Annotated in this window: 21 protein-coding genes and 1 riboswitch; of the genes, 9 read left to right on the plus strand and 12 right to left on the minus strand. The window is 56.8% G+C overall.

Translation table 11 applies throughout. The features are described 5' to 3' along the window. Positions 1-24 precede the first annotated feature (24 nt). The 6 genes from ACUNV4_RS18420 to ACUNV4_RS18445 form a co-directional block, all read right to left on the minus strand. On the minus strand, positions 25-420 hold the full coding sequence (locus ACUNV4_RS18420; RefSeq protein WP_430880065.1) for a VOC family protein: 396 nt from the start codon (positions 418-420) through the stop codon (positions 25-27). A gap of 95 nt (positions 421-515) precedes the next feature. Continuing rightward, positions 516-2153 (minus strand): molecular chaperone GroEL, encoded by a 1638-nt coding sequence (locus ACUNV4_RS18425; RefSeq protein ID WP_430880066.1) that lies wholly within the window; start codon positions 2151-2153, stop codon positions 516-518. A gap of 229 nt (positions 2154-2382) precedes the next feature. Next, a complete protein-coding gene (locus tag ACUNV4_RS18430) occupies positions 2383-2754 on the minus strand; it encodes an MmoB/DmpM family protein (protein WP_430880067.1) in 372 nt (123 codons plus the stop codon). Between the two features lie 17 nt (positions 2755-2771). After that, complete coding sequence (locus tag ACUNV4_RS18435; RefSeq protein WP_430880068.1) at positions 2772-3836, minus strand: aromatic/alkene monooxygenase hydroxylase subunit beta; 1065 nt, start codon at positions 3834-3836, stop codon at positions 2772-2774. A gap of 168 nt (positions 3837-4004) precedes the next feature. Continuing rightward, positions 4005-5066 carry an NADH:ubiquinone reductase (Na(+)-transporting) subunit F gene (locus ACUNV4_RS18440; protein ID WP_430880069.1) on the minus strand — a complete coding sequence of 354 codons (1062 nt, stop codon included), beginning with the start codon at positions 5064-5066 and terminating at the stop codon, positions 4005-4007. 112 nt (positions 5067-5178) lie between these two features. Then, on the minus strand, positions 5179-6843 hold the full coding sequence (locus ACUNV4_RS18445; RefSeq protein ID WP_430880070.1) for an aromatic/alkene/methane monooxygenase hydroxylase/oxygenase subunit alpha: 1665 nt from the start codon (positions 6841-6843) through the stop codon (positions 5179-5181). 918 nt (positions 6844-7761) lie between these two features. Between ACUNV4_RS18445 and ACUNV4_RS18450 the strand changes: the two genes are divergently transcribed. The 8 genes from ACUNV4_RS18450 to ACUNV4_RS18485 all read left to right on the plus strand — a co-directional run bounded on the left by ACUNV4_RS18450 (position 7762) and on the right by ACUNV4_RS18485 (position 16157). Beyond that, positions 7762-8040: a hypothetical protein gene (locus ACUNV4_RS18450; protein WP_430880071.1), complete on the plus strand. Its 279-nt coding sequence runs from the start codon at positions 7762-7764 to the stop codon at positions 8038-8040. A 1-nt stretch (position 8041) separates the two neighbouring features. Beyond that, on the plus strand, positions 8042-9172 hold the full coding sequence (locus tag ACUNV4_RS18455; protein ID WP_430880072.1) for a WD40 repeat domain-containing protein: 1131 nt from the start codon (positions 8042-8044) through the stop codon (positions 9170-9172). A 31-nt stretch (positions 9173-9203) separates the two neighbouring features. After that, positions 9204-9398, plus strand: coding sequence for a hypothetical protein (locus ACUNV4_RS18460; RefSeq protein ID WP_430880073.1), 195 nt, complete (start codon positions 9204-9206; stop codon positions 9396-9398). Between the two features lie 278 nt (positions 9399-9676). After that, on the plus strand, positions 9677-10159 hold the full coding sequence (locus ACUNV4_RS18465) for a hypothetical protein (protein WP_430880074.1): 483 nt from the start codon (positions 9677-9679) through the stop codon (positions 10157-10159). Positions 10160-10233: 74 nt separating this feature from the next. Beyond that, a complete protein-coding gene (locus ACUNV4_RS18470; RefSeq protein ID WP_430880075.1) occupies positions 10234-12261 on the plus strand; it encodes a sigma-54-dependent Fis family transcriptional regulator in 2028 nt (675 codons plus the stop codon). An 81-nt stretch (positions 12262-12342) separates the two neighbouring features. Then, entirely contained in the window at positions 12343-13464 is a 1122-nt protein-coding gene (locus tag ACUNV4_RS18475) for a class II histone deacetylase (protein ID WP_430880076.1), read from the plus strand. A 286-nt stretch (positions 13465-13750) separates the two neighbouring features. Then, on the plus strand, positions 13751-14944 hold the full coding sequence (locus ACUNV4_RS18480) for a CHRD domain-containing protein (RefSeq protein ID WP_430880077.1): 1194 nt from the start codon (positions 13751-13753) through the stop codon (positions 14942-14944). Between the two features lie 121 nt (positions 14945-15065). Then, complete coding sequence (locus ACUNV4_RS18485; RefSeq protein WP_430880078.1) at positions 15066-16157, plus strand: flavin monoamine oxidase family protein; 1092 nt, start codon at positions 15066-15068, stop codon at positions 16155-16157. 123 nt (positions 16158-16280) lie between these two features. On the opposite strand, the gene nrdF is transcribed toward ACUNV4_RS18485, so the two are convergent. The 4 genes from nrdF to nrdH are packed head-to-tail and all read right to left on the minus strand — an operon-like array spanning position 16281 to position 20033. Further along, positions 16281-17255: a class 1b ribonucleoside-diphosphate reductase subunit beta gene (gene nrdF, locus ACUNV4_RS18490; protein WP_430880079.1), complete on the minus strand. Its 975-nt coding sequence runs from the start codon at positions 17253-17255 to the stop codon at positions 16281-16283. 12 nt (positions 17256-17267) lie between these two features. Next, a complete protein-coding gene (nrdE, locus tag ACUNV4_RS18495; protein WP_430880080.1) occupies positions 17268-19421 on the minus strand; it encodes a class 1b ribonucleoside-diphosphate reductase subunit alpha in 2154 nt (717 codons plus the stop codon). Beyond that, the gene (nrdI, locus tag ACUNV4_RS18500) at positions 19391-19807 is read right to left on the minus strand and encodes a class Ib ribonucleoside-diphosphate reductase assembly flavoprotein NrdI (protein ID WP_430880081.1); all 417 of its coding nucleotides are present in this window, start codon (positions 19805-19807) and stop codon (positions 19391-19393) included. The genes nrdE and nrdI overlap by 31 nt, the downstream gene beginning before the upstream one ends. A 4-nt stretch (positions 19808-19811) precedes the next feature. After that, positions 19812-20033, minus strand: coding sequence for a glutaredoxin-like protein NrdH (nrdH, locus tag ACUNV4_RS18505; RefSeq protein WP_430880082.1), 222 nt, complete (start codon positions 20031-20033; stop codon positions 19812-19814). Positions 20034-20123: 90 nt separating this feature from the next. Further along, positions 20124-20314, minus strand: a riboswitch (cobalamin riboswitch). 358 nt (positions 20315-20672) lie between these two features. On the opposite strand from nrdH, the gene ACUNV4_RS18510 reads away from it, so the two are divergent. Next, on the plus strand, positions 20673-22136 hold the full coding sequence (locus ACUNV4_RS18510) for a metallophosphoesterase (RefSeq protein WP_430880083.1): 1464 nt from the start codon (positions 20673-20675) through the stop codon (positions 22134-22136). Between the two features lie 19 nt (positions 22137-22155). On the opposite strand, the gene ACUNV4_RS18515 is transcribed toward ACUNV4_RS18510, so the two are convergent. Together ACUNV4_RS18515 and ACUNV4_RS18520 are read right to left on the minus strand one after the other, a co-directional pair. Beyond that, positions 22156-24150 (minus strand): CotH kinase family protein, encoded by a 1995-nt coding sequence (locus tag ACUNV4_RS18515; RefSeq protein WP_430880084.1) that lies wholly within the window; start codon positions 24148-24150, stop codon positions 22156-22158. A 378-nt stretch (positions 24151-24528) separates the two neighbouring features. Continuing rightward, a complete protein-coding gene (locus ACUNV4_RS18520; RefSeq protein ID WP_430880085.1) occupies positions 24529-26094 on the minus strand; it encodes an AMP-binding protein in 1566 nt (521 codons plus the stop codon). Positions 26095-26269 lie beyond the last annotated feature (175 nt).

Below are 26269 nucleotides of genomic sequence, written 5' to 3' on the forward strand. Positions count from 1 at the left end.
TCCTGTTGTTATCGGTATTGCGCTCTACTTGAAACGACCATGACGCTGCAGGACTTCGATGTCATAGCCATCGGGATCCTTGATGAAGAAGAACCGGGCCAATAGTGCACCTTCATGATCGAAGTCAACGATGTCCCGAGGCGTCATGTCCAGGCTCTTCAGGCGCGCGTGCTCGGCATCCAGATCATCCACGCTGACAGCCAGATGACCATAACCATTGCCCAATTCATATGGCACTTTCTGCCCCTTGTTCACGGTCAGTTCGAGTTCGAAATCGGTCTCCTCACTTCTCAGATATACCAATGTGAAGGTGTCAAAGTCCAGCCTGTCGAAAACCGTCAGACCGAATGCCTGCGAATAGAAGTCCAGTGATCGCTGCTCATCCAGCACGCGAATCATGGAATGAATTGCCTTTGCCATGAATAGTCTCTGTTGAACGGACAGTCTCCCGTCCGCACTTGCATTCTGCGCAGTACCGACTGGCCTGCGCGCCTGATGGAGTCAGCCAGCCCTACTCAGGGACGGCCCAGCAACTCCGCTCCGCCACCCAGCGCTGGCCCCGCCGTGGGATCGGCCTCACCTTCCTCAAGATCAGCAATCAGTGTCTCGGTGGTCAGTATCAGAGTGGCTACCGAGGCCGCATTGAGAAGAGCGCTGCTGGTCACTCTGACCGGGTCGATGATGCCGGCAGCAAACATATCGACGAATTCACCTGTGCTTGCATCGTATCCCTGCCCCGATGCTGCGTTTGCCACTTCGGCCATCACCGATTCAGAATCGGCTCCGGCATTGAAGGCAATTCTTTCGAGTGGACGCGTCAGGACGGAATGCAACAGATCGATGCCGGTTCGTACATCACCCGTATGGCTCGACAGAGCATCTTTCAGCACGCCACCAATCTGTGCCAGAGCCGTTCCACCTCCTGCCACCACACCATCCTCGGCAGCGGCCTGAACCGCGCATAGCGAATCCTCGATCAGTTGGATCTTGCGCTTCTGTTCTACCGGTGTGAATCCGCCAACGCTGATGACGGCCATGCCACCTGACAACCTGGACAACCGCTCGCGCAACTTGTCCTGATCGATATTCGGTGGTGCTGCATCGTGCTGGCGCTGGACCTGCGCACGCCGTGCCTTGATGCTCGAGGCATCACCATTGCCTCTGACAATGCTGGTAAACGAGGAACTTGCGATAACTCGGTCCGCGCCACCGAGTTGCGCCAGTGTGACATCGCCGACCTTCCTGCCGAGGTCTCTGGCGATGACCTCGCCACCCGTCAGTATCGCAAGGTCATCCATCATGGCAGTACGCCAGTGGCCGTATTCCGGCGGATGAATGACCAGGTATTTTCCTGCACCGCCATTGTCCATCAGGGAGACGATCACCGAGGGCGCTATCTCCTCGGCGATGATCAGCAGCGGCCGACCTTCCTGGTGAGCGATTTCCCTGGCCCTGTACAGATCATCGGGATCCAGTATCTTGTGATTGGTCATGAGAATCAGGGGGTTCTCCAGCACCGCTTCCATCTTCTCTTCATCCGTCACCATGTGATGAGACAGATAGCCCCGGTCAAAGGACATCCCTTCAACCACATCCAGTGTGGTATCCACCGTCACGGAGTAATCGGCACTGATGACCCCCTCCCGGCCCACCTGTCGATAGGCCTCGGCAACCAGAGCACCCAGATCCGGATCGGTTGCCGCGACCCTTGCCACCGCACTCAGGTAGTCCGGGTTGTCGTCACAGGCTCGAGCGGTTCCCGCCAGTTCGCCAACGACCAGCTTGACCGCAATATCGATACCTTTGCACAGATCCACCGGTCTGACGCTGCCGTCGGCAACAAGCACACCTTTCTGTATCAGTGCATTGGCCAGAACCATGGCCGTGGTCGTGCCATCGCCAGCCACTTCATTGGTCTGCATGGAGACCTCTCTGACGACCTGTGCCCCCATGTTCTCGAACCTGTCAGACAGTTCGATTTCTGCAGCGATGGAGACGCCGTCACGGGTGATCACGGGTGTCCCTATGGGACGATCCACCATGGCATTGAGCCCCTTGGGCCCCAGTGTCGGCTCGACTGACGCTGCCAGTTGCGCTACCCCTTTTGCAAGTGCACGCCGTGCGTCGGAGCCGTGAAGAAGTAACTTTGCCATACAATTCTATAATCCTTGAAGGTTCTGGAACGATCGGGCAATTTCCGGGTGAGTGGTCGGCACCGACCCGGACGCCCTCGAAGTCTGCGGGCAGTACGGACCTTCCGCCCGGCGGGATTCGGAATCTTCCCCGCCGGGGAAGTATTCCGGACTTGCCTTATGCACGAAAGGTCCGACTCCTGTCTTCAACCCTGTGGGTTGTGTCCTCGACTCGGTGCAGCACTGAGAGTCATTCGATGTACTCGAACATGTCCTCCATGTTGCCGTAGAGAATGATGGTGTTCTCATCCACTCTCACCATGCGCCCATAATGCGTGGAGGTGTTGACTTCGAAGGTTTCTGCGGTCATCTCCCGACCGAGGAATTCGCTGATCTCATCCATCTTGAACACCAGCTTGCCCTCTCCATCAACACGAATCGTCGCCGGGTTATGGGTGATGGTGACATTCGGATCTTCATCCATGAATTCGGCAATGGCACGAGCCTCCACCGAGTCATTCATGGTCACACCGCATTGATGCGAAATCGTCTGATCAAACTTGATGTCCTTCATCGACTTGAAGACATTCTGGTTTGTCGAATTACGCGCTGTCTCTGACATGGGAATACTCCGTGGATTTAGCGGCTGAGGCCGAGTTCGTTCAGAATCTGATCGAGGCGTTCATGCGAGATGGCCTTGACGTCCTGGAATGAAACAGGTTTGGAATGTGCCTGAGACCAGATCGGTTGCAGATTGTCCGCAGCCTTCTCTGCCAGCGCAGAATGCTTGTCGACCCAGGATTGAAAGACTGCCTTGTTGTGCTCGGCATGCTTTTCATCGTTGATCAGTACGAACATGAGATCGATGGTATTGGCCAGATTGCGCTCGTAATCCGCCTCGGCGGCCGAGATGACTGCCGGTGTCAGAAAATCATTGTTTGCCGCAGCGGCCTGCATCAGGAAGCCGGATCTGAACAGCTCCCCCACCAGTGGTTCGAAGATGATGTTGATGGCAAAGTACTGCTCCAGGTAGTCCTCCGCCCCCATGATGGATTCGACGGCCTCTCGAGTGCCCTGCCAGATAGGATCTTCAAGCCAACTCTTCTTGCCCAGTTCATCATCCCAGCCTTCGATATCCATGCCGATTTCCGCCAGGTACAGGGTGATGTCCTGCGACAGGCGCAATTTGTACGATGAATTGGTCAGAGTGGCATTGTTGATCATCTGCGTGTAGCCGTAACGCTGCGCCTGCATCAGAGAAGTACCCAGCCCGAACTCGGCATGTTTCCAGGCCCCCATATGCACTTGCAGAATCTTGTTCCAGCTCCTGTCAAAGGCCTTGTGGGCACCGGCCTTTCGGGCATTGCTGACCACTCCCTGCACCATCGTCTCGATCTTCGCCTGACGCTGGTAATGGGTTCGTTCCCATTCCTGATCGGGAGCGCGATATTCATGCCAGTTGGAACTTCTGGCTGCCGTATCCTCCTTGCGGTAGGCACCACCACCCTTTCCGCCTTCGAACTCGATGATCCAGTTCTGGATCAGATAGCGGTCCGGGTCAGGTTGAACATCCACCGTCACATCTTCGTAGTGTGTCGCGCGCTTTCCCCTTGGTTCGAAGTAGTTGTATTTGCGGCTGCCCGAACCGACAAACTTCGCGGCACCGGCGGCTCCCGAACCGACTGAACTGGATGTAGCTACCATGATTTTCTCCACTGGGTATTGTTTAAGGTGACCAACCTGAGCCGTATGCAGATCGACGCTTCATCAGCAGGCTCTCCACGAACGCAATTCCACAGCAGGGGCGGTCTTGCGCTGCCGAGGATCCGGCGTCCTGCCAGATGACCCAGGTCAGGAACAAACACGTGTTTTCTAGTGAACCGACGAGGAACCCGATGTCGGTGTGAACTTGTCAAAGAAGATTCGATCGGTTTCGAAATCGTTCATGAACAGCACTGGTGTCAGCGCTTCGATCATGGGTGGTGGTCCGCAGGCATAGACATCCCCTTCTCCCTGCACATTCAGCTCTTCCAGGCGGCGGGCCACGCACTCATGAACAAAGCCGCGTTCACCGTCCCAGGCCGAACCTTCATCCGCGTGACTGAGTACCGGAATGAATTCAACCAGTGGGTATTCATCGGTAATACGCTTGATCTCGTCGAGCATGATGAGATCATCTTCGGTACGAGCTCCATAGAAGAACAGAATCCTGCGCTCTTCACCGCTACCGAGCTGGTCGTTGAGAATGGACCAGACCGGTGACATCCCGGACCCGGCACCAACCAGAATCACCGGCCCCTCACGCTCCTCTCGCCTGAAGCACATGCCGAATGGTCCGGATATGCTGACCGAGGCACCGACACTGATACCGCCTTCATCCAGCTCATTGGAGAAGCGCCCGTCCGGATACTTCTTGATGATGAATGACAGCTTCTGTCCCTCACTGGGAGAATTGGCCATCGAGAAGGAGCGCGTGATCGTGTCTCCGTCGGCGGTCGAGACGGTAATGTCGACGTACTGTCCGGCCCAGAATTTCATCGGTGCGTCGATCTCTATCTCGACACCTCGAATATCATGCGACAGTGATCTGAAATCGACAATCCGGCCTTCGTACTGCTTGACCGGGATCGACTTCGACAAGGCCTCTTCATCGAAGTTGAGCAGTTCGATTTCAACATCGCTGTAGGCCTTGGCACAACACATCAGGATGTGGCCACTCTCTCGCTCGAAATCATTCAGTGCGAAGGTGGAGTACTTGAGAAGCTCCGTCTCGCCGTCCAGCTGTATGCATTTGCAGGCAGAGCATTGCCCTTCCTTGCAGCCGTGAGGCAGGGCTATGCCCTGACGAAAGGCGGCATCGAGTATCGTTTCATCTTCCTTAACCTCGAACTCCAGGCCGACTGGCTCCAACCTGACGTTATAGACTTCACTCATGTGTAGAAACTCCTGAAAACAAGGACTCTGCGGTGGCTGTCGACAGCGATGGGGCTGCGCAATGAACAGAGGTCACGAACACCTCTGCTCATTGCCTGCAGGCAACGCCGTGTCAGTGACAGGGGTTGATCGTGAACCCGGCGCGATAATTCTCGATATGAGCAGCACGATCCTCCTCGCTCATGGCTCGCAGCGCCTTCAGCGGTGACGCCATCGTATGACCTCTGACGTGATCCAGAGTCCACATGTCCTTGTCATCAAAGCGCAGATGCGGCTGCGGAACCAGCGTCTTGCCATCTTCACGAACGAAGTTGAGATCCTTGATGGTGTCTGCCAGATCCCAGCCGTCGTAGAGTGTTTCCCATTCTCGCTTGCCGGAGAACTTGCCCATGGCAGGCGTCGGCCGGCCCTGGTACTCGTCAGCGAATGCCTCTACGGCTGTCCAGCGATCCAGTTCGTGAGCGAAGGTATGCAATTCACCGTCAATCGTATCAACCACCATGTCTTCCCGAATCAGACAGGGCACCAGACATGACCAGCAACGGTGCGGATACTCATAGCCGACCTCCTCATTGAAGATCAGAATCTTCTCGCCAGGCACACTCAGTTTCTCGTACCACTTCCAGTACTCTCCGAACTCCGCATACCAACCCGGGTACTTGTGCTCGAACCATTCGAAGTCCTTGTCGGTCTGGGCTTCGATTCTCCAGAAATTCACCGGCCAACCCACCGAGAAGAACTGTGCCACCTTGTGCACATAGCGCTTCTCGACAATTCGCTTCCAGGCTTCCTGGACATCATCGTGGTGTACCTTCACCCCGTATTTCTCGAGTGGCAGCATGTACGTGCGGTAGTAGTCTTCGAATATCCATCGATGCCACATCTCGGCATAGGATTCCTTGTTCTTGTCACGATTGGTCGTGCCGTACTCGATGAAGGTACCCACCGCTGCATCGACAATGGCGTGGTTCTGCCAGAAGGCATAACGTAGATCACGCTCGAGCAGCAGGTGGTTGTCGGGCTCTTTCAATGCAGCCATCAGCAGTGAGTGACCGTTGCCGATATGGCGACTCTCGTCTGACTGTACCGACAGGAATACCGTCGGCAGTGCATAGTCACCATTACGCGCAGCTTCCGATGGCATGGCCACAAACAAGGTATTGGTAAACGCGGTTTCTGCCACCACGGTCAGATACATGCAGGCTGCCGTCATGGTGTCACCCGTGATGAAGCCTTCTCCGAACTGCCGACCGATGGTTGTGGCGTAGCACTTGCCGAACGCCTCTTCGGTGATATCGAATCCGGCCGGGTCAATGTAGTTCTCCATGTACCACTTCTTCAGATTCATCTGAATGGTGGAGTGGCGAAACTCATCCACCATCTGCATGGTGAAACCGGTACGCAACTCTTCTCCGGGGGCCAGACGTGCCACCATTGCCATGGAGCGGGCAGCCGAGATTTCCGGAAAGGGGATGATCGCCAGAAACAACTTCATCCACTCGATCCAGCGTGGCTCCACGTTGCGGAACATGTCGCCTCGCAGCGCTGCATCCAGGGCACCATAGACCCGGTTGTCCTTCTCCTCTTCCATCGGGAAATAGGAACGGAGGACCTGCTTCATCGGATCACGCGGTGCCTTCGTGATCTTGTAATCGGTCGGGTAGGTACTGGCTTCCTGGACGTAGGTCGGATTCCAACCCAGATCTGCAATTTTCCTGGTCGCCTCGCCAACGGATATACCCCGTTGGGACGTAATCTTGTTTAGCGTGATCGCCATAAGGCATCTCTCTCCTTCTGCTGAGTCCGTTAAAGCAGGGTTGATGGAAGCAGCGTTTGCTGCCGTGTCATGCGACCTGAAGTACGCGCTGTTCATCGACATAAGCAGGGGGCGATGATCTTGTCGCTCAGTTCACGACACTCACAATATTGGGGAAACAGTCATTGCGCAACGAGCATTCCCGGGGCAGATCAGCCGGCCTGACGGAGCCATTTCCGTACGCTGTAAGACGTGTGTAGCAGCATGTGTAACGAAACGTTACAGCGTGATTCTTTCTGAAACAGTTTTCAGATGGAGCGATTCACCGTGTAACACATTTCAGGTGCCATAGATGCATTATAAACGCTTCAGCATCGAACACGGAAAAACATTACAGAATGTCAATGTATGAACAAAACCACGAAACCCGCGTATTTTCACGACTCGAATGCCTTCTGGCAGCATTTCCTCGCCTGCCAGACACTCCTTTTCACAAGCCTGTCCCTTTCATTGCGACATGCATGTCGCCGCTACCCACCCACAGGTCCGTTCATGACATGGTTGCATTGCTGGCAGAGCATCCGGATTTCGGAAAATCTGCATTTGCCACTTCACGAACGATTCGGATTCGTATAGTCTCTGGCAAAAGCCATCACAGGACTTGTCCGCCAGGCTCCGGAAAAACAGCACGTCATGCATCGTGCCCAGAACGTTCCGACATGAACGAAGCCGTCTCACGGCAGGCTTCTACTGGCAGGCAGCCCACCATGATCTGACGAGCGCCAGCAACAGTCTTCGTGCTTCCTGGCGATAGCTCATTTACGGGGTTGGCAGCACCATGGTGGAATGGCAGCTGACAGACCGATCGCCCACTCGGTGGTCATTCTGCATCGAACGACAATCCGCAAGGGTGTCGGAATACAGCGGGGAATTGAAGCCATGTCTGATAGACCGGATGATTTGAAGAATCTGCTCATGCAGCGAATCGAACTGGTAAGCAGCCTGTCCGAGGCGACCGCCAATCATATGCGCCTGTTGCAGAAGAGCAGCGGTATCGATGTGCTGCTTCTGAAGCGAGACAGCTCAGCAGGGTCACAGCTCGCCCGGCAAGAGGCAGACGACAACATGGCCAGCAGTCAGGCAGCCATCGACTCTCTCGAAGCCAGACTTGCGGTAATAGACAGACAAATCGAATCAAACAACAACAAGGAGGCATGAGATGGCAGGCAACCGATCCCCTGGAACGTCACTATTCGAACTTCTCGCAAGAGCCTGGACCCTGGGAGAAGACGTCGCTCAGACCGCATTCAACCAGTCAGGCACCGCTGTCATCTACCGATTGCACTCGGGCAGACTGGCATTGGCCAGCAACAAGGACTCGGAGAGCCCCAGAAGCAGAACCCGCATCGAGGCCGACACCGGGCGCACAACCATTCGCCCCCGCAAGAATCCGGTGCCGGAAGCCAGAACGCTTCCTGTGAAAGCAAACCCGGCCCTGCCGGTCGTGCGATTCACTGAACAGGGTTTTCTGGCTGTCGACATCAATGGCACAGCTCACCGGGTTACTGCACAGGGTCAATGCATCGAACAAGCCCTGCAAACCGTTGGGGCGATCTGCTCGCTATGCAGTAGCCTGTCTGGCGATCTGCTGGCGATTGCCGGCACGTCAGCTATCAGTATCTACAGGACCAGCAACATGGAAGTTCTGGCTGAAATCGACCTTGATCGACATATCAGCTGCATGGCCTTCAGCAACACCGGCAACTGGCTGGCTGCCTGGGGAGAGGACACTCTGGCACTGATCGACGTGAACAATTCCAGTGTTCCCATGCGCCAGATCACGGGGATCGACTCAGCGACGCAGATCACCTGGGACAAGTCGGACAGCCATCTGGCGTGCACCGCCAGCAAGCACGCTTTCTGGATCGTCGATGTCGATACCGGCAATGTCCAGCAGGTAGACGGCTATCCGGGCGAGGTCCGAGTCGCCGCTTTCAATGATGCAGCAGGCGCGCTGGTCACCTCTGGTGCTTTTCGTGTAGCCGGGTGGTCAACGGACGATCTGCCTCATGACGATCAGCCTGGTACACCGCTGAGTACCGGCAAACCGGGCATGGTGGTCATCAATACGGTTGCAAGCCACCCTCTTCGCAGTCTCGTGGCCGTCGGTTATCCCGATGGCCTCGTCACCATTACCAGCATCGGCAGTACTCAGGAAATGATGGTGCACAAGGAAGCAGGCACTGCAGTCAGCCAGCTGGCCTGGTCCGATACCGGTGAGCATCTGAGTATCGGATTCCAGTCAGGAAAAGCCGCGGTCGTGACCTTTCCCGACAAACTGTTCAAGTAGACCAGACTTCACCACCACACAGGAGAGAACAATGAGCAACACACTATCCGAGGAAGAAATCAGCAAGGACAAGTATTTCACCGAGATCTCGCGCATTTCGGAAGACATGATCCAGGCGCACGGCAAGGATTTCGCAATGGGTGCCCTGGTGATGGCCGCCCAGTGGATCGCGCAGAATCAGCAAACCGAACCGCAGAACGAGGCAATGGCTCGAACAGCTTCTTGAGCAATACGCCGCCCTGTTCACGAACTGCGGGCATCTGATTGTCGGGGGATGTCCTCGGTTCGTGGATTCGGTCGATTGTTCGGGACGAGGATGTGATCAGGCGTCAGTGAGGTTCGTGCATTGCTGCAGCTCGTCACATCGTGCACAACTCTATTTACTTTGCGTAACAAGTGAGATAACCTGAATTTCGCGCTTTGCGATGGGTGGTCCTGCTTGTCCACACCCCAAGTTCAGACCAGCCCCTGCATCTTAGGAGGCTGAACCACAGGACAACTTTCATGGTCGACATCATCTCCAGAAAATCGGGACCGCGGCGCGAGGATATCGAAGCCCGACGAGCCATCAACAACAATTGGCCCACGATCAGCCGTCTGGCCGACCAGATCAGCAGCGGTGGTTATTCACGCTCCCGCAAGACACTTGCCGAGGCAAACAAGGCGCCCGAACCTCTGCAGTCGAACCTGCATATTGTCGGCGCAGCGCGCAAGGAAATCGAAGCGGAACCCAGAGTGCGCATCAGCATGAACAACCGGGTGATCGTGATGGATGTACGCTCAGGCAAGCAGTTGCAATATCTCGGCGCACTGCGGGTACAGGGTGCGCAGAAATACTTTGCACTGGCAACCCGCGATAACGGTTTCTTTGCAACCGTTGACGACGCAACCGAACAGAAACTCGCCGATCTGGACGGTGTTGTCATCGAATCCGAGGACATCCAGGACAAGTTCATTCAGGTGATCGGTAGCAGACTCGATCTGTAAACCCGCACATATCGTGTTTTCAATGAGTATCAGGCCCACTACCGGTGACAACTTCTTACGAAGGCATCAGAAAAATGCGCACAAGCTATTCCAGCGCTCAGAAGCAACAGGCTGCTTCAACCGGCAAGGAAGCTGAGTATCGCCACTACGACACCATGCGTGCATGGGAGAGTTTCGTGGAAGGGGGACTTGTGGGCGCGGAACTCGAAAAAACGGTCCGCACCGAGATTCTGGCAAGCTGGACCCGATGCTCAAGTTCCGGTGTCAGCGCACTGGCAGAGGCCACGCCCCGGACAGTCGATGAGAACAATGTTCATCGACTGAGAAGGCAGAACCGGCACCTGTGCGAAGCAGCACGTGCGGCCTTCGAACGACTGGCACCCCACCTGTCTGGCACCGGCGCCATTCTGATACTGACTGACAGGGATGGCACGGTGATCGATGTCATCGGCGATTCACACACTCTGGACCTGGGACGGGAAATTCATCTGGAGGTCGGTGGCGTCTGGGATGAACAGGTCATCGGAACCAATGGTATCGGCACCGCCCTGCGCACTGGCAAACCCACATACGTACATGCGTCGGAGCACTTCTGCCAGGGGATAAAATCCTGGACCTGCGTCGGCGTCCCCATCATCGATGCGCTGGACCGATCCGTCATTGGCGTCATTGACCTGTCAGGTCCTTCCAGCATTCATCAACCCCACAATGTGGCTCTGGTGGTGTCCACCGCCAGAGAAATCGAACTGTATCTGGCGCAGCGACAACGCGAAGAACATACCACCCTGCTGGAAGAGTTCATCGGCAACCCGAGACGCCATGACAGCAACAGCGTCATCGTTCTGCTCAACAGCGCCGGCAAGGTTGTCTTCAGCCGCAACACCGAACAGCTGGAACTGGACGGCTTTGGCCGATTCGATACCGGCACACAGCTGCTGGACCTCTATCCCGACATGTCGGTGCGTGAACTGGAGGCCGCCTTGCCGCCGACCCTGCCAACCAAGGATATCGACCTGATCAAGGCGGGCGGAGAGACCCAGGGAGTCGCTCTGATATTTCACAACCAGCCAGCATCACAGTCACTGCGTGTCAGCTCGGCCGGAATCGCCATCAAGCCACGTGCGGGTATTCCCGAAGACGATGTCAGAATCGTCGGCGAGTGTCCTGCCATGCAGGAGGCTGTCGAGTTCGCCTACCGTGCTGCCGAAATGAAAGTGCCGGTACTCATTCAGGGCGAGACGGGTGTCGGCAAGGAGATGTTTGCTCGCCTGATACACAGTCACCTTTCCGAACAGACCATTCCCTACGTGGTCGTCAATTGCGCAACCTTGTCGTCGGATTCGATCAGAAGCGAGTTGTTCGGTCATGCCGCGGATTCACTCGCCGGTTCTTCGCGAGAGGACAAACTGGGCAAATTCGAGAAGGCCAACGGTGGTGTGCTCTGTCTCGATGAAGTGGGCGATATGCCACTCGAACTGCAGACCTATCTGCTGCGAACCCTGGAACAGCGGGCAATCTACCGTGTCGGCTGTGATATACGACGCCCGGTTGACGTGCAGCATATCGCGATGACCAGTCGCAATATCCGCGAAGATATCGTCAATGGCCGATTCCGGCAGGACCTTTTCTATCGTATCGGAACCATCAACATCAACATTCCACCGCTGCGTGAACGCGGCCAGGACCTGGATCAGCTGGTCGATTACTTCAACCGCAAATTCTCCAGAAAGTTCGCGCGTGAAGTATTGACGTTCGACGCTGGCAGCATTCAAGCGCTTCATCAATATCACTGGCCCGGCAATGTACGCGAGCTTCGCAATATCATCGAAAGACTGTGCCTGCTGAATCAGAAGAGCACGGTGTCCGCTTCCGACCTGCCCGCAGAGATCACCCATTCGGTATCGGCTGGTTTTCTGCCCAATGCCGAGCCGTCCATGTCGTTGAACAGAACGATGGATCTGGACGAAATCGAGGCCATCGCCATTCAGCGCACGATAGACAAGGAAAAGGGCAATCTGTCGAAGGCCGCTGCCACGCTTGGCATATCGCGTCCGACCTTGTATCGCAAGATCAAGGCGTATGGACTGAATCGCAACGGCTAGCGGGTCGATTTGCAAACTCGACAGCAGCAAGGCTTCTGGCTAGAGTATCGAGCACCAACTGCTGAGCGAGATGGCACGATAATGGGTGACAAGACGGCGTTTGTCTGGGATGAGAAGTGTTTCTGGCATTCTGGCGGCAACTACGCCCTGCTGGCACCGGTAGGCGGCCTGGTACAACCCATGGTTGCAGGTGGTCTGCCGGAGGCTCCCGAGACCAAGCGCCGTCTGAAGAATCTGATGGATGTCACTGGCCTCTCCGGTGAGCTGGCGATGATGAGTGCAGCGTCAGCCTCCATGGAAGATCTGTTGCGGGTGCATCCCGCCAGCTACCTTGATGCATTCAAGCAGATGTCGGACAACGGTGGCGGTGAGCTGGGACTGCGGACACCCTTTGGTCCCGGTGCCTTCGAGATAGCCAGCCTGTCAGCCGGACTGGTCTGTCAGGCGCTTGAAAGCGTACTGCGTGAAGAGGCTCGCAATGCGTACGCCCTGTCTCGTCCACCGGGCCATCACTGCCTGCCGGATTATCCGAACGGGTTCTGCCTGCTGGCCAATATCGCCATTGCCATTGAACGGGCCAGATCAAAGGGGCTTGGCAAGCGATTCGCTGTGGTCGACTGGGACGTACATCATGGCAATGGTACCGAAGCCATTTTCCTGGAACGCGACGATGTGCTGAGCATATCCATTCATCAGGATCGTTGCTATCCCCACGACACGGGCAAGGCCGACACGACAGGCAAGGGTGCGGGTCAGGGCTTCAACATGAACATTCCCCTGCCTCCCGGGTGTGGACACAAGGCGTACCTGGATGTGATGGAGCGGCTCGTGGTACCGAAACTGCTGCAGTACGATGCCGACGTCGTCATCATCGCCTGCGGTTTCGACGCTGCTGGGTTCGACCCATTGGCGCGCATGATGTGTTCAGCCGAGACGTATCAACTCATGACCCGTCAGCTCATGGCCATCACTGACGGCCGGCTGGTCGCCGCGCACGAAGGAGGATATTCGGAAGTGTATGTTCCCTTCTGCGGCCATGCCATGCTGGAGGAGATGTCCGGCAGCGACATTCGCGCTGAGGACCCGTTATACCATCGTGTCTCCTCTCAACAGCCCGACGAACATGTCGATGCATTCCACCGAGGCGTCGTGGACAGCTTACTCGAGGAATTTCACTCATCCGGCGTGCTGATGCAAGCCTGACAACTGACGAAGAGGCGGCAGGACATCAGATTTCCTGATTCATCGAGCGATGCCGCATGGTTTCCTGCATCACCATGGAAGCGGATAACCACCCGGAAAACAATCTTGACCTGCATCGGGTTCCGTGCACCCACGCAAGACGCATTCACAGCCTCATCGGTGATGAGTCAGCGGAAATCAAGTGGTCGAGTAAATACTACAAAATCGAAATTGAGGCATGGAATCACCGCTACCTTCACAGGTCCCACACCAACCGCGACCTTCTGCAGGCGCCAGAGACTATTTGATGAAAAGCTTACCGACCATACGCCAGACTGCGCCTCTGTGGAAGATATGGTTATCCTCCTCGCTGCTGCTCACTGTGGCCGCGTGCAGCAGTGATGATGACTCCGATGGTGTGCTTCTCGACAGCACAACCTTCTCCATCAGCGCTGACGGTACTCAGGAAATCCCACCGACCGGCTCTGATGCGACTGCAGAGGGTGAATTCATGTTGCAGGATGAAACCGGTCTTCTCACGGGCAGCGTGATGGCCACGGGCATCGACATCAGCGCCGCGCATATTCATGAGGGCTTCGCCGGCAGCAATGGCGATGTGATCATCACACTCGATGTCGACGGCGATGCCATCTCGGTACCGGACTCGACATTGCTGACGGCGGATCAGCAGACGTCCATGCTGGCGGGCAACTACTACCTGAACGTTCACTCTGACGAATTCCCGGCCGGAGAGATCCGTGACCAACTGGCTCCCTCTGGCATTTCGGTTCTGCAGATGGCTCTTTCAGGCAGCAATGAAGTCCCGCCCGTCGAGTCCAATGGCTCCGGCACAGCGTACATTACCGTTGATGACGATATTGGCTCCATCATCATCAATGTCATTACCAGCGGCCTGACGACCCCCGAAGCCGCTCATATCCACAGCGGTTTCGCTGGAAGCAACGGCGATGTCCTGTATGCGCTTGAGCAGGACGCCGCAGAGGTGGGCAATTTCAGCAGTGGTGAAGACACGGTACTGAGCACAGAAGAGCTGAATAGCCTGCAGGCTGGTGGCACCTATATCAATGTGCACAGTGCAGAAGTACCCAGTGGTGAATTGCGCGCCCAGGTATTGCCTTCTGGTGTCAGCCTGCTCAACGCGATGCTGAACGGGGAACAGGAAGTACCGCCAGTGGCCACCACAGCGGCAGGCACTGGCGTAGTGACCCTCGACGAGAACCAGAGCACGGCGACGGCCTTTGTCACTGTCTCGGATGCTCCTACCGCCAACGCCGGGCACATCCATGAAGGCGCTGCGGGTGTGAACGGAGATGTCATCATCACTCTGAACCAGGATGCCGAGGACGCCGGTCTGTTCAGCATCGTCGGAGAGCCTGTCACGGCAGATCAGATTGACACGTTCCTCAACGGCGGAATGTACTTCAACGTGCACACACCGACCAATCCGGGTGGTGAGGTTCGAGGCCAGATCGAGCCCTGAGGTCACGCTGACACCTGAAAGATGTCGGTCAGTCGCCGCCCGTCAGGCGGCGACCCATTTCGCAAGTCGCTGCGCTATCATCCCCCAAACCCTCAATATTGACTGACAGCGACCATCCCGAATGCAAACCCGGACAGACGCGCCCGCCATCATCGTCGGCGGGGGCCTGAGTGGACTGTGTGCCGCCTTTCGGCTACAACAGCTGGGCATATCGTATCGGCTGCTGGAAGCCAGGGATCGTCTGGGTGGACGCATACTGACCACTGACGACAGTCACATCGATCTGGGGCCATCGTGGTTCTGGCCAGGCCAGCGCCAGATTGCCGAACTGATCAGCGAACTCGGCCTGCAAGACGGCATCTACCCACAAGCCAGCGATGGCTTGTCTGTCATGGAGTACGCCGACGGCACCTTGCAGAAGAGTCATGGCGGCGCTTCCATGGCCGGATCAAATCGCCTGGAAGGCGGCATGCAGAGACTCATCACGGCACTCGCTGACACATTGCCCGCCGAGCGCATTAAGACATCCTCGCAGGTCAGGCACATCGAACAGACGCGGGATGGTATTACTCTGCGTGTCGAACAGGCGGGGGAAGATATCCAGCTGTCTGGCAGACTCGTCATTCTGGCGCTGCCGCCTCGTGTCGCCGCAAATACCATCCACTTCCAGCCCGGCCTTCCCAGCAAGGACGGGCAAGTGCTGGAACGGATACCCACCTGGATGGCTGCCCAATGCAAGATCATCGCGGAATACGATGCAGCCTTCTGGCTGGCCGACGGCCTGTCGGGGGACGGCTTCAGTCAGCTCGGACCTCTGGGAGAAGTTCATGACGCGTCCCCACGTCACGGTGATACCCATGCCCTGTTCGGCTTTGTTGCGGTACCACCTGCACAACGGCAGGGGCAAGACGACGCTCTGAAGCAGGCCGCTATCGAGCAGCTGGTCCGGATGTTCGGCGAAGCCGCCAGCACCCCGGTGGCTGTACATCTGCAGGACTGGGCCTTCGATGGACTCACGGCGACGGCTCTTGATCGCAGCATGCAGATCCCACACGGCCATGCGCGCCCCACCCTGAGCAGTGAGTGGAACAAACGGGTACTCTGGGCAGGCACGGAAACCGCTGGCCTGACAGACCATTCCAATGGTTATCTGGAAGGCGCCGTGGAAGCCGGTAATCGAGCGGCCACTCTGGTGGCGACACTGAACCCATGAACCAGTGAACGCCGCCCCGAAAAAAGCGAGTACGCGGCTGTAGGCGCCGGTATGGCGCGAGCGGCGCGCCGCCCGGCCGAAGACGATTTCTGGTCGTGGGTTCATGTCTCATCGACGCCAGGCTCAAAAGGCCCAGTCTTCGTCTTCCGTGGCTACCGCCTTGCCGATGACGTAGGAAGATCCCGAACCGGAAAAGAAGTCGTGGTTTTCATCGGCATTGGGTGACAGAGACGCCATGATGGCCGGACTCACCGCACAGACATCATCCGGAAACAAGGCCTCGTACCCCAGGTTCTGCAGCGCCTTGTTGGCGTTGTAATGCAGGAAGTGTTTGACATCCTCCGACAGGCCCAGAGGGTCATAAAGGCTTTCGGTATAACGGACCTCGATCTCGTACAGATCGAAGAGCAGCGAGAAGGCAAAGTCCTTGAGCTGCTCCCGCTCGCTGTCATCCAGCAGTTCCAGTCCGCGCTGAAACTTGTAGCCGATGTAATAACCGTGTACCGCTTCATCCCGGATGATCAGGCGAATCAGATCGGCCGTGTTGGTCAATCTGGCCCGGCTCGACCAGTGCATCGGCAGGTAGAAGCCGGAGTAGAACAGAAAGCTCTCCAGAAAAACGCTGGCTATCTTGCGACGCAGCGGGCTGGCCGCCACATCGTACTCCGACAGTATCAGGCGCGACTTGGCCTGCAAATGCTCGTTCTCGGCAGACCAGCGAAAGGCCTCATCAACCTCTGCGCTCTGACACAGGGTCGAGAATACCGAGGAATAGCTGCGCGCATGAACGGCCTCCATGAACGCGATATTGCTCAGTACTGCCTCTTCATGAGGCGTCAGGGCATCGGGCATCAGGGCTGGTGCACCCACCGTGTTCTGAATGGTATCCAGCAGTGTCAGCCCGGTGAATACGCGAATGGTCAGCTGCCTCTCCTCGGCAGTCAGCCGGGTCCAGCTCTGGATATCATTGGATAACGGCACTTTCTCCGGCAGCCAGAAGTTGGACGTCAGACGGTTCCAGATTTCCAGATCCTTGTCATCGTCCAGTCTGTTCCAGTTGATGGCCAGCGGCACCGGGTTGGTTCTGTTTGTTTGCATCGTCAGGGCGTCTCAGAGTGAGCAGGAAACACAGCCTTGCACTTCAGTCCCTTCCAGGGCCAGTTGGCGCAGGCGAATGTAGTAGATGGTCTTGATCCCCTGCTTCCAGGCATGAATCTGTGCACGATTGATATCCCGGGTGGTCGCGCTGTCCTTGAAGAACAGCGTCAGTGACAGTCCCTGATCCACATGGCGAGTCGCCGCCGCATAGGTATCGATGATGGCTTCCGGGCCGATATCATAGGCGTCCCGGTAATACGCCATGTTCTCGTTGGTCATGAAGGGCGCGGGATAATAGACACGACCCAGCTTGCCTTCCTTGCGTATCTCGATGCGAGAAGTTATCGGATGAATGGACGACGTGGAATTGTTGATGTAACTGATGGATCCGGTCGGGGGTACGGCTTGCAGATTTCGGTTGTAGAGACCACCGCGCATGATGGCTGTCTTCAACAACTGCCATTGTTCGGCGTCGGGTATAGCGATACCGGCTTGCTCGAACAGTTCCTGCACACGCATCGTTGCCGGAACGAACTTCCCTGTGATGTATTCATCGAAGAACGAGCCATCCGCATAGCGGGACTGCTCGAACCCGGCAAAACTCTGCCCCTTCTCCAGAGCCAGTGCATGGGATGCCTGAAGGCAGTGATACAACACCGTGCAGAAATAGATATTGGTGAAATCGAGCCCCTCCTCGCTGCCATAGTGAATGCGTTCTCGAGCCAGATAGCCATGCAGATTCATCTGACCCAGACCGATGGCATGACTCTCATCATTGCCACGACGCACCGAGGGCACGCTGTCGATGGCACTCATCTCGGACACGGCGCTCAGCGCTCGTATTGCGGTGGCCACACTGCGTCCCAGTTCGCCACCATCCATGACCTTTGCGATATTCAGACTACCCAGGTTGCAGGAGATGTCAGTGCCGGTATGCTGGTAACTCAGGTCATCATTGAATGTCGAGGCTTCATTCACCTGCAGAATCTCCGAACACAGATTGGACATGGAGATACGCCCTTGCACGGGGTTCGCCCGATTGGCCGTGTCCTCGAACAGGATGTACGGATAGCCGCTTTCGAACTGGATCTCGGCAATGGTCTGAAAGAGCAGACGCGCATTGATCTTCGATTTGCGAATCCGCGAGTCATTCACCATGTCGTGATAATGCTCGGACACGGCAATATCGGCCAGTGGCTTGCCGTGGACTATCTGCACATCATGTGGCGAGAACAGATACATGTCCTCGTTCTTGCGGGCCAGCTCGAAGGTGATGTCCGGGATGACCACGCCGAGAGACAGGGTCTTGATGCGGATCTTCTCATCGGCGTTCTCTCGCTTGGTATCCAGAAATCGCAGAATGTCCGGGTGATGGGCATGCAGATAGACGGCACCGGCCCCCTGTCTCGCACCCAGTTGATTGGCATAGGAGAAACTGTCTTCCAGCAGCTTCATGACGGGTATGACCCCGGATGACTGGTTTTCGATGCCCTTGATCGGCGCTCCCTGCTCGCGGATATTGGTCAACAACAAGGCCACACCACCGCCGCGTTTGGACAGCTGCAGGGCCGAGTTGATGCCGCGCCCGATGCTTTCCATATTGTCTTCCAGACGCAGCAGAAAGCAGGAAATCAACTCCCCTCGCTGCGCCTTGCCGGCGTTCAGGAAGGTTGGCGTTGCCGGTTGAAAACGACCACTGAGAATTTCCTCCAGCAGACGCCGCGCGAAGTCCTCATCGCCGCGAGCCAGGGAAAGCGCCACCATGACCACCCGATCTTCATAGCGTTCCAGATAGCGAGCGCCGTCACGCGTGGTCAGGGTGTAGGAGGTGTAGTACTTGAACGCTCCCAGAAAGGTCGGAAAGCGGAATCTGAACGCAAAAGCGGCCTGCCAGATATCCTCCAGAAAATCGTGAGAATAGGATGCCAGCACCTGCGCCTCGTAATAGCCTTCCTCCACCAGATAATCCAGCTTTTCCTTCAACGAGTGGAAGAACACGGTGTTCTGATTGACGTGCTGCAGAAAATATTGTCTCGCCGCCTGACGATCGGCATCGAACTGAATGCGCCCATCCTCATCATAGAGGTTCAGCATCGCATTCAATGCATGGTAGTCGAGCGGCGGTACCTCACTCTTCAGCGTTCGTTCGAGTATTGCTGTGTCCAAAAGCGTTTCAGTCCCTGTCTGACCAGTTGAATATCTGTGGATGTGCCCGCCAATTCGAATCGATACAACACTGGCACCTGACACTTGCGAGCGATGACATCACCGGCCAGCGCGAAAGTGGCCCCGAAACTTCGGTTGCCGGATGCGATGACGCCACGCAGTTGATGACGGATTCGTTTGTCGTTCAGCGCACGGATCACTGGCCCGGGTACCGCTCCGCGGCCCTTGCCATCGGCAAAGGTCGGGCAGATGAGCACGAACGGTGATTCCATGATTGGCACGGGCGCGTCAAGGGCCTGCGGCAATCGAGTTGCCAGCAGGTTCAACTTGCCGATGAAGCGTTCCGTATTGCCTGATGCGCTGGAGTAATAGAGCAGCGCGCTCAAGGGGTCATGCCAGAGTATTGATCATGTCCGGTCGGAACCCGCCCCAGTGACTTTCGCCCGCGACGACCACCGGCGCCTGCCGGTAGCCAAGCGTCTGTACCAGTTCGAACGCGGCTTCATCCTGAGTCAGATCGACAATCGTGAACGTCAGCCCCTTGGCCGACAGAGCGCGTGTGGTTGCCGTGCACTGTACGCAGGCCGGCTTGGAATATACGGTGATGCTCATGTCTCTTCGTCCCCGAAGTGTTACGGAAGGAAGGCATGGCGCAACTTCGCTGCAGTACGCAGCGCAAGCAACTCCAGGACCCTCCGCCCTTGGTTTCATCGATGCCTGGCAGGTCTCCTGACTCGTGACTCCAACGCCTGGGCCCCCCTTCCCGATGCGAACATCAGTGGATCATGGGCTGCGGCTTGTCACTTACAGTTGCGGGGGCAGTGCCGGAATTTCACCGGTTTCCCTCTTAGCCTGCGGCGCGTGCCGCAGGAACCAGAACCACTCTATGTTGGGGTAACAGGCATGCCGATGTCAACATGTCGTTTTCCGGTAACAGCGACATTACCCGGTTACCCTTCCCTCGGTTCGCTGACCGACGACCAGAATGAAGCTGCACTTTCGGAGATGTTGTGACAAACACTTCCCGACTGTCATATCCATCCCCCTGGAGGTTTCAGGAGGTTATTTGTCGCCCCGCCGGCCAACAGTCGGGAAAGTTGCAAAGGGGTTCACGTAACACTCCGGACGAACGGCGCCACGACGGCCTCCGGTATGCGTATTGCAACCGATCAATACCAGCCTGTAACTGAAACCGCTTGAATTGACTGATAGCTTGCGGGCCGATTTACGCGAAAAACCAGGGACTACGCCTTGAGACATTCGAAAAGTTCATTATCACGCATCCTGGCGCCGGTCGTGCAGATGACCCTGACCGCCTCCCTGCTGTTTGCCTCCGTCGCTCATTCTGCCTCTCTGAAAGTGGCCTTCATCGGCGATCAGGGAGTTGGCGAACATGCAGAGTCAGTGCTGTCACTGATCGCCAGTGAAGGCACTGATCTGCTGCTGATCCAGGGAGATCTGGGTTACAAGGAAAACACCGCCAACACCTGGGAAGCCCACCTGAACAATCATCTGGGATCCGACTTTCCGGTACTCACGCTGGTGGGTAATCATGAAAACTTCGAGTGGCCGCTCTACCAGCGTCTGATACAGAGGCGGATCGATCGCATTTCCGGACTTTCCTGCTCGGGCAATACCGGCGTCAAGGCAAAATGCCAGTACGGCAACGTCGAAGTGGTTCAGGTAGCGCCGGGAATCTCCGAGGTATCGGGTATCTCCGCCGACGACGGCTACGCGGACTTCATCAGATCCTCCTTTGCCGGCAGCAGCGATCGCTGGCGCATCTGCAGTTGGCACAAGCCACACCGCATGATGCAGACCGGCAGCAAGAACGGCCCCAGTCAGTGGGATACCTATGATGCCTGTCTGGATGCCGGTGCCATGATAGCGCTGGCCCATGAACACGCCTATTCCCGTACCTATCTGCTCAGCGATTTCAGCCAGCAGACGGTGGTACATACCGGCAGTGAAATGGCCCTGCAACCCGGCCAGTCCTTCGCATTCGTCTCGGGCCTGGGTGGCCGGGAAGTGCGTTCGCAAGCACGAGGCGGTGACTATTTCGCCTCCATCTACACCGCGGATCAGGGCGCGAAGGCAGGCGCCCTGTTCTGCGACTTCGAAGACAAGACAGCCGATTGCTACTTCAAGGCCATCAACGGTGCCGTTCCGGATCAGTTTTCACTGACCCGCAGCGGCAGCGCCTCTCAGGATGCACAGACAGAACCCGTATCTGCACCACCACCCACAATCAGTGAAATCCCGTCAGGCAACAGCGATGGTTATGTTTTCTCTCGCAGTGACAAGACCGAGTATCGCTGGATCGCGCGCAATGCCAATGGCGAGATGGGCAGCACCTGGATCGATCAATCCTGCGCGGCTGCTCTGGGGGGCAGTACAGCCACCGGTGACTGGGGTGACCTGATGAGACATGCGCCAGCATTCGATACCCTTGACTACCCTTGCAACAATACAACAACTGCCACCTCTTCCTCCGACAGCACGACAGGCAATGACTCGACGAATGGTTTCGTCTTTTCTCGTACCGACAAGACTGAATACCGCTGGATAGACCGCAATGCCTCTGGTGAACTCGGCAGCATCTGGATCGACAGAGCCTGTGCTGACGACATGGGAGGCGTCAGCGAAAGCGGTGACTGGAAGGATCTGATGAACCGGGCGCCCGGATTCGACACCATCGCCAGCCCCTGCTACTGAGTCGTGACCTGGCCTGTGTCTACGGGACCCTGAACTGCAGAGACCCGTAGTAGGTCGAACGATCGATATGCAGCTTGTTGCCGGAGACCTGCCAGTATTTGTCCGGCTCGTTTTCGGGCGTTGCAATGACTCGTGCGTAATACTCGCCGGCGGGCAGCAAGGCAGCATCCACATGCTGACTGACCATCTCGACTGAATCCGCGATGTCCTGCACATCGACGACAATCTCGCCTTCCTCGTACAAGGGGGTAGTGGCAACTTGCAGACGATAGTGGATATCGCCTGAAGTAGCGGTGACGTCATGGGCGGGTTTCCAGCTGAAGAGCCATTGACCGCCCATGGCTTGCGGTTCCAGCAGTAGCGGCGCCATCAGAACCCGAAAGCGCGTACGCAATGCTTCCAGATTCTCACCTGGCGCCGAGATCAGCTTTTCCGACAGATAGAGCGAGAAGTCGGGATTGTGAAGACTGTCCGGCTCGCGTTTCTGGTACGGCGCTACCCGTTGCAGATAACCATTGACTCTTTCGGTCATGACCTCTTCGGTCAGTACCGTTTGTCTCAATTGTTCGGTTGCCTGCACGATCCGCTCGTGAATGCCCGGCAAGCGGTAGAAGTTTTCCAGAAAGCTGTTGCGTGCCGCGACTGCATAACCGAACTCGACGCGCTGCCGCAGCGAATCGTTCTTCAGGTCATTGGGCGGATCTCTCCACAGCCCCATGGCTTCATCGTAGTCCCAGGGAATGAAATAGAATTTCCGGGTATTCGCCGGATTGTAGAGAAAGAAGTTGTGTCGGGTAATGTCTGCCTGATGCACCAGGATGTTGAAGCTGACCCAGGCCATGACATTGTCGTCGTCGAAGTATTCGTCCAGTACCGACTGGAAGCTTCTGTCCGGATCGTGCATGGCACTGAGCATGGATTCGAGTGCCCGGTGGTCGTCACCGTTCTCGATACTCAGCACGCTTGCGAAGCGGGCGTCATTCAACGGCTCACCGTCTGCATCGACACGAATGTCCTCGAGGTCGCTGCTGTCGAAACGAAAATCCTCGGCCTTGTACAGATTGCCGTCATCGCCCCAGCCACGCTGCGCCAGATAGTAATCACTGCCTCGTTCGACATGAGTGAACAGACCGTAGTCCACGGGGCCTTCACCATCGTCGATCCAGAGATTGACGAACTGGCTGCGAATACTCGGCAGATCGGGCACCTGACTCATCAGATCCATGGCCAGTTTATTGCGAATGCGGCTGGATTCGAAGGGATGCTTGTTCAACTGCAGATGCCGTTCACCCCGCCACAGATCCTCCTTGCTATCGAGCTTGATACGCAGGGATTTCTGCGCACCGAACCGGGATCCACTGCCGCGCATGCGCAATTCGGCATTGGCGATCTGACCATCATCCGGAAAATCATCGCTCTGAAAATGTACTGCGATATCCACGGTCAGGTCATCGTTCTTGTCGACATCCTCCATGACATCGTCCAGCGTGCAACCGGACAGATCGTCGGCGGTGCAGACCCCCTCGGTGGTGGCGGTCCGAAGGTCCACACGTATCACGTCGATGGGATCGTAGCCGTCTCTCACATACAGGTCTGCTGGCTCGGCAATGTTCGAATCAGCAGCCTGCGGCGGATTCAGCGGGCTCAGTGGATCGGGTGTATCCGGCGGCTCATCATCGCCGGGCAATTCGACATCTGGCACAGAACGCTCGCCACCGACAAAGCTGACAGATACCGGCGAGGATCGATTCCCTTCGTTGTCGATGGATGTCACCTGTACGTCGTAGGTCTGCCCTTCCTGCAGCGAATCCCGGAAGTGGCTCAAGGCATCCAGCCTCATCACCGCCTCGTTGATCTGCAGTTCATATTCGACCACGATGCCGTCATCGGTCGCCCGATTCCAGAATACTTCCGCAGCCGTACTGGAATACACGCTGTAGCGCAGCTCACCGGGAGGAGATGGATCCGTCGCTGTCGCCTCCGCGCTGAAAACGAACAGCACGGACAACAGCAAGCGGTTTCGGAAAGAGAGCCCAGCTCTCCTGTACGTATTCGTGAAGAAAGTACACATAGCGTCTCATCCTCCTGTTGAAAAGAGAGACCCTGCCATCTGCGCCAACAGAACCTGTCGCGCATCACTGACAGGTCATGTTTTCCCGTGAAAGTGGTATCCGCAGGCCAATGCGCTTGTCCTGCATCGAGAATCTGCCACATCAATCGCGGCAATGCCGCCGGACTGACCTGGACACCGTGCTTCTCACATGGAATCGTTCACCATCAGGCTTACCTCCATCCTGCGCCCACAGGCAGCTCCCGGAAACGGTAAAGACCCTATATTTCGGCTAGTTCTCCGTCACAGGGGCTTCACCGAAAACGGAAACAATGCAAGGAGCTACCCGTCTCTCAGCAAGCGTCGCAGTATCTTGCCACTGGCCGACTTCGGGATGCTGTCGACGAACTCCACCTCGTGAACCTGCTTGTAGCCTGCCACATGAGGTTTGACGAACTGCCGGATATCCTCGGCGCCCGTGTCCGAATGCCTTTCTTCGTCCGTATCCGGTTTCAACACCACGAATGCCTTCGGCAGCTCACCGGCTTCTTCATCCGGCACGCCGATGACCGCGACATCCAGTACGGCGGCATGTGTGGCAATCAGTGCTTCAAGTTCTGCGGGTGCCACCTGAAAGCCCTTGTACTTGATCAGCTCCTTCACGCGATCCACGATGGTCATGTAGCCGTCACTGTCAATCCGGGCAACATCACCGGTGTGCAACCAGCCATCCTCATCGAGGGTTTCCCGGGTGGCAGTGTCGTTGTTCAGATAGCCGAGCATCACTTGCGGCCCTTTCACCAACAGTTCACCTTCCTCATCCACACCCAGGTCGTTTCCATCGGCGTCGACGATACGCGACTGGGTATTGGCAACAGTGACCCCACTGGAACCGGCGCGGCTGTCATAGCCAGGCGTGATATGACTTACCGGGCTCATCTCGGTCATGCCGTAGCCCTGAACAATGGGACAGCCGACTCGCCGGGAGGCCACCTCGGCCAGCTCTCCACCCAGCGGTGCAGCGCCGGAGAAGATCTTGCGCAGACTGCTGACATCGTATTGCTCGAGCAACGGCGTCTTCGCCAGTCCCAGAATGATGGGCGGCACGGCGAAATACTGGGTGATGCGATGCGTCTGGATGAGCTGCAGGGTCTGCTCCATGTCGAACCGCGGCATGGTCACGATCGTCATGCCTTCTGCCAGCAGACTGCCCATCAGCACCTGCATGCCATAGATGTGAAAGAACGGCAACACGGCCAGCGCACTCTCATCCTGCTCGTAGCCCAGCGCGGCGTTGATCTGCACCAGATTGGCAATCAGGTTGTGGTGACTCAGCATGACTCCCTTGGGCAAGCCGGTGGTTCCCGATGAATAGGGCAACACCACGGCATGTTCCCGAAGGTTCACGGGCACCTGTTCCATCTCGTCTCCCAGCAAGTCGTCCACACAGCGATGATCGTCATGCGGGTACAGCGTGATCAACTCCCTGGATGCCGTACCCGCAGATGCCTCGACGGCCACCGACAGACAGGCGTTGTCGCTGACCAGCAGGCAGGCACCGGAATCCTTCAGTTGCTGCTGGATTTCTTCCGCGGCATACGCGGGATTGATGGTCGTGACCGTACCGCCGCATACCGCAACGGCATGGAAAACGACGGCATAGTCAGGGGAGTTGGGAGCAAGCAGCCCGACGACATCGCCCTGCCTGAGCCCCTCGGCACGGAGACCACCGGCCAGACGATGGATCCTCGACCTCAGCTGCTCGTAGGTATACCCCTTGCCACTGGGCCCATCGATGATCGCGTTCTTGTCAGCCAGTCTGGCGGACTGTTGCAGTACAAATTCGGTAATCGCGACATCGGGAATGTCGACGGCTGGCAATGGGCTGTGAAATACCTTCGATGCCATGGGTGGTGAGCTCCTCCTGTGTGAAGGGACTCACGTTAACAGTCGGCAGTACCACTGACAATCCCGCTCGGCTCCGGGCCTGGATCAGAGTCATGCCCACCCTCCGACCTTGACGCGCAACAGCACGGCAAGCTCTCGGTCAGCATCCACTCGAGACCCTGACCGGGCGGGAAGG

Source organism: Granulosicoccus sp. 3-233, assembly GCF_052681095.1.